The sequence below is a fragment of the Streptococcus handemini genome (assembly GCF_040984445.1).
GTDB lineage: Bacteria > Bacillota > Bacilli > Lactobacillales > Streptococcaceae > Streptococcus > Streptococcus handemini.
Genome location: NZ_JBFRYH010000071.1, coordinates 1 through 8,821, shown reverse-complemented (window position 1 = coordinate 8,821; position 8,821 = coordinate 1). Strand labels below are relative to the sequence as shown.

Annotated in this window: 5 protein-coding genes and 1 other RNA gene; all 6 read right to left on the bottom strand. The window is 42.0% G+C overall.

The window, feature by feature from the left end; all coding sequences use genetic code 11:
- Positions 1-156: 156 nt before the first annotated feature.
- The 6 genes from ABPH35_RS09400 to gpsB all read right to left on the bottom strand — a co-directional run bounded on the left by ABPH35_RS09400 (position 157) and on the right by gpsB (position 8,583).
- Positions 157-4,329 (bottom strand): Spy0128 family protein, encoded by a 4,173-nt coding sequence (locus tag ABPH35_RS09400; protein WP_368849764.1) that lies wholly within the window; start codon positions 4,327-4,329, stop codon positions 157-159.
- 183 nt (positions 4,330-4,512) lie between these two features.
- A complete protein-coding gene (locus ABPH35_RS09395) occupies positions 4,513-5,082 on the bottom strand; it encodes a TlpA family protein disulfide reductase (protein WP_349988548.1) in 570 nt (189 codons plus the stop codon).
- Positions 5,083-5,259: 177 nt separating this feature from the next.
- A complete protein-coding gene (locus ABPH35_RS09390; RefSeq protein WP_349988549.1) occupies positions 5,260-6,645 on the bottom strand; it encodes a cell division site-positioning protein MapZ family protein in 1,386 nt (461 codons plus the stop codon).
- Positions 6,646-6,653: 8 nt separating this feature from the next.
- Positions 6,654-7,811, bottom strand: coding sequence for a THUMP domain-containing protein (locus tag ABPH35_RS09385; RefSeq protein WP_368849763.1), 1,158 nt, complete (start codon positions 7,809-7,811; stop codon positions 6,654-6,656).
- Positions 7,812-7,862: 51 nt separating this feature from the next.
- Positions 7,863-8,230, bottom strand: an RNA gene (rnpB, locus tag ABPH35_RS09380) — RNase P RNA component class B.
- Between the two features lie 20 nt (positions 8,231-8,250).
- A complete protein-coding gene (gene gpsB, locus ABPH35_RS09375) occupies positions 8,251-8,583 on the bottom strand; it encodes a cell division regulator GpsB (RefSeq protein ID WP_349988551.1) in 333 nt (110 codons plus the stop codon).
- Positions 8,584-8,821 lie beyond the last annotated feature (238 nt).

Here is an 8,821-nt window from a genome sequence, read left to right as displayed (position 1 = left end):
TCAAAATGATGGCGGGAAGGCCTTTTTATTTTGCCCTAAACCACTCTTCTAGACTATTTTTTTCAAAAATAACACAGAAAACAAAAAGACAAACCAGGCTCTCGACTAGTTTGTCTTCAGTCTAAAAAAGAAAGGGAATTCCCTTTCTTTTTTTGTTTATTTTTCTTGTTTGCTTCGATACACAAAGCCAGTTACAATCGCGATAGTAACCCCAAGAATCGCTAGCCAAGCTGCCCTAGTCTCGCCCGTACGTGGAAGGATTGTCTTCGTTTCTGGTGTTGTTGGAGAGGACGGAACTGGCGGCTGAGCTGGTGTACCTGGTACTGGTTTTGTACTTGAAGGAACAGTCGGCGCGCTTGGTAGGGTATTCGTACTTGGTGTAGTTGGCGGTGTACTTGGTGGGGTATTTGTACTTGGTGTAGTTGGCGGTGTACTTGGTGGGGTATTTGTGCTTGGTGTAGTTGGCGGTACAGGTTCATTTTCAAACTCACCTAAGTCAACTTCTTTCCCATCACCTAACACAGTCACTACACGTGTCTCAGAACTAATACGGTATCCAGTAATCGTTACTTTTTCTGAAAGAACATAGGTCCCTGGCGCAATTTGCTCAAAGCGGGCAATACCATCTGCACCAGTAGTAGCTTCTATATCTTTCTGACCATCTTGATGCAAGACAAATACGACGCCTGGCAATACTTTCGTATGATCTTTTGCGTCAACCTTTTTAATGATAACCGTGCTATTTGGCGATTTCGGCTCATCATAGATATTCGTAAAGGTTGGCACTTCATGTAAACCATCGTACTTCACATCTGCAACAAGATTATCTCCTGTTTTGCTGATCGTAACGACAACATGTTTTTCAGTAGAATCATAAGTCACATTGGCCTGACCATCATTTTCTTCAGCAATCGTGTAAGTATATACTCCCTCTTTGTCAAATGTCATTTCTGGGAAGTTCACACGTCCTGCCTTATCATTTGTGGCAACTAGTTTGTCTTCAATACCGTCACCTCTCAGCACAAAGTTAAATTGACCTGATTCTAACTCCTTTCCAGCTAGCTTCTTATCAGCTTGTAGCACTACTGGTACTACTGGTGCTGGCGGCGCTGTATAGGTATTGGTAAAGGTTGGGATCTCATTTTTACCATCGTATGCAACTTCTACAACTAGTTGATTTTCGGCATTTTTCGTTACCGTAACTGTCACTTGTTTTTCAATCCCATCGTAGCTCACATTGGCCTGACCATCATTACTCTCGGTAATTGTGTAGGTGTAGGTGCCTTCTTTGTCAAAAGTAAGCGCTGGGAACTTGATCAAGCCATCTTTGCTATTCGAAACAATTGCTAGAACATCGGCACCTTGGTGCAATTCAAACGCAAATTGCTGATCACCTAGTTCTTTACCATTGAGAACTTTTTTAGCTTGTAGTTCTACAGTAGCTGGCGTCACCTTAGGCTCTTCGTAACTATTTGTGAATGTCGGAATCTTAGTAGAACCATCGTAAGTTACCTCAGCAACAACAAGCTGTCCGTTCGCATCTTTGGTAACTTTAACAAGAACCTTCTTCTCGCTTTTATCGTAGGTTACATTGGTTTGTTTATCGTTCTTCTCAGAAATCGTGTACTCATACTCGCCTTCTGCTGTGAAGGTTTGTTCTGCGAAGGTAGCTCGACCTGTCGCTACGTTCTTAGCTGTTGCGACAATTTGACCATCTTTTTTCAATTCGAAGGTAAATTGATCTGCTTCCAACTCCGCACCCTTAAGTACTTTATCTACTGAAAGGGAAACAGTAGCTGGCGTCACCTTAGGCTCTTCGTAACTATTTGTGAATGTCGGAATCTTAGTAGAACCATCGTAAGTTACCTCAGTAACAACAAGTTGTCCGTTCGCATCTTTGGTAACTTTAACAAGAACCTTCTTCTCGCTTTTATCGTAGGTTACATTGGTTTGTTTATCGTTCTTCTCAGAAATCGTGTACTCATACTCGCCTTCTGCTGTGAAGGTTTGTTCTGCGAAGGTAGCTCGACCTGTCGCTACGTTCTTAGCTGTTGCGACAACTTGACCATCTTTTTTCAATTCGAAGGTAAATTGATCTGCTTTCAACTCCGCACCCTTAAGTACTTTATCTACTGAAAGGGAAACAGTAGCTGGTTTTATTGCAACTGGTGTGTTTTTGAATGTACCCAATGGAACATCTTTTCCATTTTCTTTAATCGAAACCTCTCGTTTCTCATCACTCTTTATGTAGCCTGGAATCGTTTCTTTTTCTGAAAGGATATACTCGCCATATGGAATATTTTCAAAGGTTGCAACACCGTCTTCCCTTGTCTTAGCGGAATATACCTCTGCTTGTGCTTCCTTATCTTCTGATTGTTGTTTTGAAGTTAGAATAAATTCAACGCCTGCAAGTACCTTATTCTCATCAGTGGCATCAACTTTCTTGACGGTAACACTACCTTTAATTTGATGATTCACAATCGGATCTAGGTAACGTTCCTGACCATCTCTCTCGATCGTTACCTCTCTTGGTTCATTGTCAAGGACATAGCCCTCAACTGTTGAGATTTCAACGATTTGATAGGTGCCAATTGGCACATTTTCAAACGCCACACGACCCACACTATCTGAGTAAGCAGTATCAACGACCTCGCCATCTTGCCGTAATTCAAAGGCAACACCTGCTAAAGCATACACTATAGGGGAATCAACACTTGTAGTATCGTCTTTCTTACCAATTTCAGCAGTACTTGGCTCACTTTCAGTAGCCCTTCCTACTATTCTACTCTCTCTATCAACGACTCCACCCGAGTTCCTCGGCAACTGCAGTACCGTAGAAGCCGCGACACGGCAGCCTGATTGATGAACATCCGCACCACTTACGACATCAGAGATAGTCGAATTAGCTCGGTCAAGGGTTCCGCCTGAATTCTCTGGGAGTTGAATAACAGCACTACTGTTTTGACCTGGCGGACAAGGAACGTCTGAAATTTTTTGGAAGAAGATGCTTCCTGCTTCTAATTTCTCGTTTTTAACTTTATAGATAGCAACCTTTGCAGCCTCTTTTGTTAAATCAATCTTTTGAGTTTGTTCTCCTTCCCTCGGTGGTTTGTAACCTTCAGGTGCCATCACTTCTTCGACAGTATACTCACCTAAAGGAAGATTTGAAACACTTGCTTTTCCTTCCTCATCTGTCGTCACAGTAGCAACTAGCTCATTTTTAGCGTTGTAAACTTCAAATTCTGCACCTGCTAATTTTTTATTCTCATCTTTGCTATCAACTTTTTCGATTCGGATTTCTTTGTGGGGGACACATATTTTTGGTTTTGTTAATTCACCACTCTCAATTGCTTTTGCCCACTCCTGAGTCTGCTCTTTTGTCATATAAGCGACGATTCCCGAAGGTTTCGTCTTACCAGAGGTTTGATCGGTATAAGTAGTTACTAATTGAACCCAAATTCCTAAATCTGGACTATAATTCCCTTCTGAAACAACAACATACTGGGTATGAGTATTGCTTTTTGTAGTATATTCGAGATTTTTGCCTTTTTCTTCCCTTGTGAACGAAGCTGTCACATCTGTCCAAGTGTCGCTATATGAACGGAAGCTTCCGTCCAGCACTTCATCTTCTGGAACAGCATAGATTGTTAGGTGGGTGTCAGCACTACGCATAACTCTCGAGTCTTGATCATACGTGAACTTCAATTCACTACCAGTACCTGATACCTTGGCATTCATCACGGTTTTAAAGGTAGTATTGATAGGATTCACTTCTGTCAGTTTGTTAACAACCTCTGCAGGATTTTCTGAATTAACATTGTTAAAACGTATTACATCTTGCACCGACCAGTTATCCAAGTAATAGCTATAAGAAGACACATGCCCTGCGTAGGTTCCGCTAAAGGTATAGTTCTGATTTCCTTGGAGTTTGTCTTGGTTCAATGTTTCGATGTACTCTATATGGATTTGAATCTCCCTATGTTTCTCTATATAATCGGTAAAGATATACGTAATAGTATTCTGTTCTGAATCATATTGGGCTTTTGCAACTAGCTCACCGCTACCATCTTTCGCGTAAATATCCTTTGCCCTAACCAAATCTTGCTGGAGCAAATCTTCAAAACGAGTCTCTTTGGGTAACTGTACTGTGAAGAAATCTCCACTTTTCAAAGAACCGTCATTCTTCAAAAACCCGTCAAAGAAGGTATGAATAGTTTGATAATCATTGATTTCCCACTTTTTATCACTAGGGTCAGAATAAGCCTCTTTCCCCTTTTCTCCATCCCACTTTTTATGTTCAATCGTAACATCTGTAAAGTCTCCGTCCACATTTCTTCCGACCTTACATTGTTCCTCATAAACATAGGTTATCTTATTTTCTGATGTCTAGGTGTTTTCATCTGCTGAAACTGTCAGCGGTGCAACCAGACTGCTGGAAGCAAGCGCAATGACTGCCACAGCGTGATTTATTTTTTGTAGAAATTGTTTTAATTTCATTTTCTATCTCCTTTCTTACAGCATCTCATTTAGCCACTTAGCCAAATTTTCCTTGTTTTCTACGGTTATGACTACTTTTTCAATCATGTGATTACGAACAAAATACATAGTAGGAATCGTATCCACCTGTAAAGCATCCAAGGCCTTCGACTCTGTATCAAATACAACTGGGAAGGTATAACTATTTTCTGATAGATACTTCATTGCCTTATCCTTTGTCTCTCGGCTACCATCGGTCATATTAATCCCGACAAAGTGGATCTTATCCTTATATTGTTGGTACAATTCTTCCACGATTGGGAGTTGTTGCTGACAGTCCGGACACCAGCTTGCCCAGGCAATTAGCACTGTTGGCCGATCACTCACTAAGTCTGTAGACACCTTGGTCATGCCATCTGCTGTCTGAACCGTAAAATTAGGCAACTCTTGACCTTTCAGGGCTAACGCTGTATTGGCAGACTCTACCTTATTTGCCTGTTCCTGACTTGGTTCTGTGCTGGTCGCAGGTGTAGCGTCCTGTGCGACACAACCGTAACTTATTAGCACAGCCCCACCAACAAGGACAAGCTGTTCCCATTTTTTCATCTCTCTTCTTTTCCTTCTACTTTTCTGCTTGTTATATTCCCTTTAGTATAGACTTATTCCATGTTTTTAGCAAAAAAATGAAACTCAAAATAGGCAATACTCACTTGAAAATATCCAACAAACTCTACCTATATAAATAAAACAAGGAGCAATTCCATTCGAGTGTTCTTTTTTATCTTAGTAATCTAAATCATCTGCGTAGCCTGCGCCATTTCCAACAAAATACCCTGTCTTAGCATTTATCGAGAAGAGATAGGTTCCGTCTGGACGGAAAAGGTTATAGTAGCCGTTTCCGTTGATGATATTGACTGGCTCTAAAATGTACTGGTAGCCACTAATATACCCTCGCTCCTGTGACACGGTGATAATCTGCTCTAAGACACCTGGATTGAAGGCCCAGGCTGGATTATTCACATCGTCAATTTTCGCTTGGTCATACGGTACACGACTTAGGTTGCGTTGCAATGTAACTCCTGCTGGCACGGCGATTCCATACAATGGATTGATTCCGACAACAACCTGACCAGCATTTCCACTGATTGGTGCAGCTGGCGCAACTTCTGTCACTGCAGTTTCCGGCGCAGGAGCTGGATTTACTGGTGCACTCGGAGCTACTACTGAAGAGGCTGGTGTTTCCTGTTGAGACCGGCCAAAGTTAATTGCAGCGGTAACGGTCGCATCTACTCCTGCGATCCCTGTCGTTGTAGACGCAAAATTTGCATCTGCTTTGGCTGTTGCAGTTGTATCCAACTCTCCATCAACAATAATCGGCTTGTCAAACTGTTGGTTCGTTGCCTGAACAGCTTGAATCGCTTTTTCCAAATGGTCATACTTTTCCTTAGCCTTTTTGTAATCTGCCGACTTAGAATCCATCTTATCCAACAAGGCTTTCAGGTTCGGTAATTTATCAAATTGATTATTTTTCAATTTACTCTGACTGGTGTCTGTGAAAAAGCTGGCATAAAGGGTATTAAATGCCTTAGTATTTGCATCTTGACTACTTGTAGAGGTCGTTGAACTACTGCTTGCCTCGGTCTCAGCTGTCTTATTTTGCTCAGAATGATTGAGCCACACAAACGCTGTCGCTAACACCGCAACAAATAAGGCAGCTAAACTAGACAAAATCAACGCCTTCTTTTTCGTTGAAACACCAACTTGACTATCTTCTTCAAAATCATTAAACTCAGCAGATTCAGGCGCAGGGAAGGGTTCTACCACTACACTAGCCACTGCTTCATCTGCTAGCGGCACTTCCTCATAGCCACTAGGAAATTCTACCGTCACCCCTTCATCGGTAGCCTCCTCTGCTAAATTACCCATCGCTGCAACTTCTTCTGTGACCACTGGGATATTGATCTTCGTCTCATATTTTTCCGACTCAATCGCATCACGATGCTGCTTGATATAGCGGTCTAGCACACCGTCCTCGTCTGTGACACCGACTTGTAACTCTTCGTGTTTGCGCACCGCTTCCTCTACGGTCATGTGCTTGGCATCTTCAAAGTCCAAAACTTTCTCATCGTTTTCTGGAAGATTATCCTGATGTTCTGTCTCTTTTACCATATCCTATCCTACTCTTTCACTACACGTTTTACCCGTTGCCCGAAAAATTGATACAAATCAACTTTTAGTGTTCCATTATATAATTTCCGCTTTTTGTCTGCCTGACGGCCATAGCGACTCTCAAATTGTTCATCGCTGGTCAAGATAAATTTTGACCACGTCTTCAGTGGTTCAAAAATCTGCCCCATCTCACCATACAGTGTTATAATCGCTTCATCGTCTAACAAGCGCTCCCCATAAGGTGGATTGGAAACAATCACCCCGTTGACTTTGTCTGTCCGTAAATCTTGCAAACGCATTTGCTTGAAGATAATGTCCTGTGCTACCCCTGCTTCCATCGCATTTTGCTTCGCAATCTCAATCATGCGACCGTCGATGTCAAAGCCCGAAATATCTAGTTTCAAATCGGAACGAATAGCCGCACGTGCCTGCTCTCTTGCCTGCTCTACTAATGCGGTATCAACCCAATTCCATTCTTCAAAGGCAAAGGAACGCTTTAGGCCAGGTGCCATATTTCGTGCCAGCATTGCCGCTTCGATGCAGAACGTTCCTGAGCCACAAGTTGGATCTATGAACGGCTTATCTGGATACCAGTTGGACAACTGCAAAATCGCAGCTGCCATGTTTTCCTTAATTGGCGCACCACCTTTTTCTGCCCGGTAGCCACGCTTGAACAAACTGGAACCCGTCGTATCAATCAAAACAGTCGCAACATCTTTTAAAATAGACACTTCAATTTTAAATTCCGCTCCTACTTCCTGCAATGGCACACCTTCTGGACGCGAAAAATGCTTTTGCAATTTTTTCACCACTGCTTTTTTGGAAATCGCCTGAACACTTGGCTCATTGTGCAAGGTTGATTTGACGCACTTGGCTTTTGAAATTGGAAATTTGCATCCCAACGGCAAATAGGCTTCCCAATCTAGGGCGAATACTCCCTGAAACAACTCTTCAAATGTCTTTGCTTTAAAACTTCCCACAACAATCTTGATGCGGTCTGCAGAACGCAACCACAGGTTGGTTTGAATCATTGCGGTAATATCACCATCAAAACGGACACGTCCATTTTCTACCTGACATTCATAACCCAACTCACGAATTTCTCGTCCAACCACCGCTTCCAAACCTGCTGCAGCAGTCGCAATAAATGTAAATCTTTCTTTCATGATTCTCCTACAATAAAAGCTAGCAAAGCTAGCTTACCTATATATGCAATTTTCTATAAGCCATGTTCTGTTCCAGTGGTACTAGGCACTACCACCTTCGATAATCATCTGTCTACTGCCTATTGCAGTCAGAAAAGTTCGTTCGAATTCCGACTTTCCCATGCCCCGACCAAAATTTGGGTTGCTAGCTTGAGGGGTTTACCGCGTTCCACTTCTTCTGTTTCCATAAGAACTCCGTCACTGTGGCACTTTCAGACCTACTCGAGCATATCTTCCGACTTAGCTGTTTTGGTCGCCGTAACGCATTGCTACGTCCCTAGGCTTATGGATTCGCCTAGCACAAACACTACTGGCATCACAGCCAGTGCTAGCATGGACTTTCCTCATAGCAGAAATCTACTATGCGATTATCCAAAAATTGCAAAAAGCTGATATCTTCCTAATCTTCCTGAGCGATGTGCTTGCCAAACACTTCTTTTTCAAGACGATTCAATCGACGCAAGATATCAAAGTTGGTTGCTGAAGCTGAACGTTCTGTCCGTAGCGTTTCACCATCATCTGCTGCAGAAACAGAAGCACGAGATGCATTGGCCATCTGTGCCTTCAGACGCGCAATCTCCCCTTTTAATTCCTTAATAATTGCTTCATAGGCATCATAATCCTTCATGATATCATCAAGAAAATCATTGACCTCATCTTGATCATACCCTCGAAAACCAATCTTAAAATCTTGTTCATATATATCTTTTGTTGTAAATTTCACACTCGCCATACTACTCTCCTCTTCTCTAAAACGTCATTACCTCTATTATATGAAAAAATATAGGGAAAAATCAAGTCATATCACTCAATTTCTTTAAAATTTTCTGCTACCTCATTTAACCGAAAGTTCTAAAATGAAGTTAGCCAGTCAAGGGTATTAAAAAACATCTCAGAGAGATATAATTGTAATCACCACAACAACAATTAGAAAGACTCTGAGATGCAACACTATTATACACCAAAAAGAA

Excerpts from the sequence above, each read along its gene's own strand:
- ABPH35_RS09395 (WP_349988548.1), bottom strand. The coding sequence starts at position 5,082 with ATGAAAAAATGGGAACAGCTTGTCCTTGTTGGTGGGGCTGTGCTAATA.
- ABPH35_RS09390 (WP_349988549.1), bottom strand. The coding sequence starts at position 6,645 with ATGGTAAAAGAGACAGAACATCAGGATAATCTTCCAGAAAACGATGAG.
- ABPH35_RS09385 (WP_368849763.1), bottom strand. The coding sequence starts at position 7,811 with ATGAAAGAAAGATTTACATTTATTGCGACTGCTGCAGCAGGTTTGGAA.
- gpsB (WP_349988551.1), bottom strand. The coding sequence starts at position 8,583 with ATGGCGAGTGTGAAATTTACAACAAAAGATATATATGAACAAGATTTT.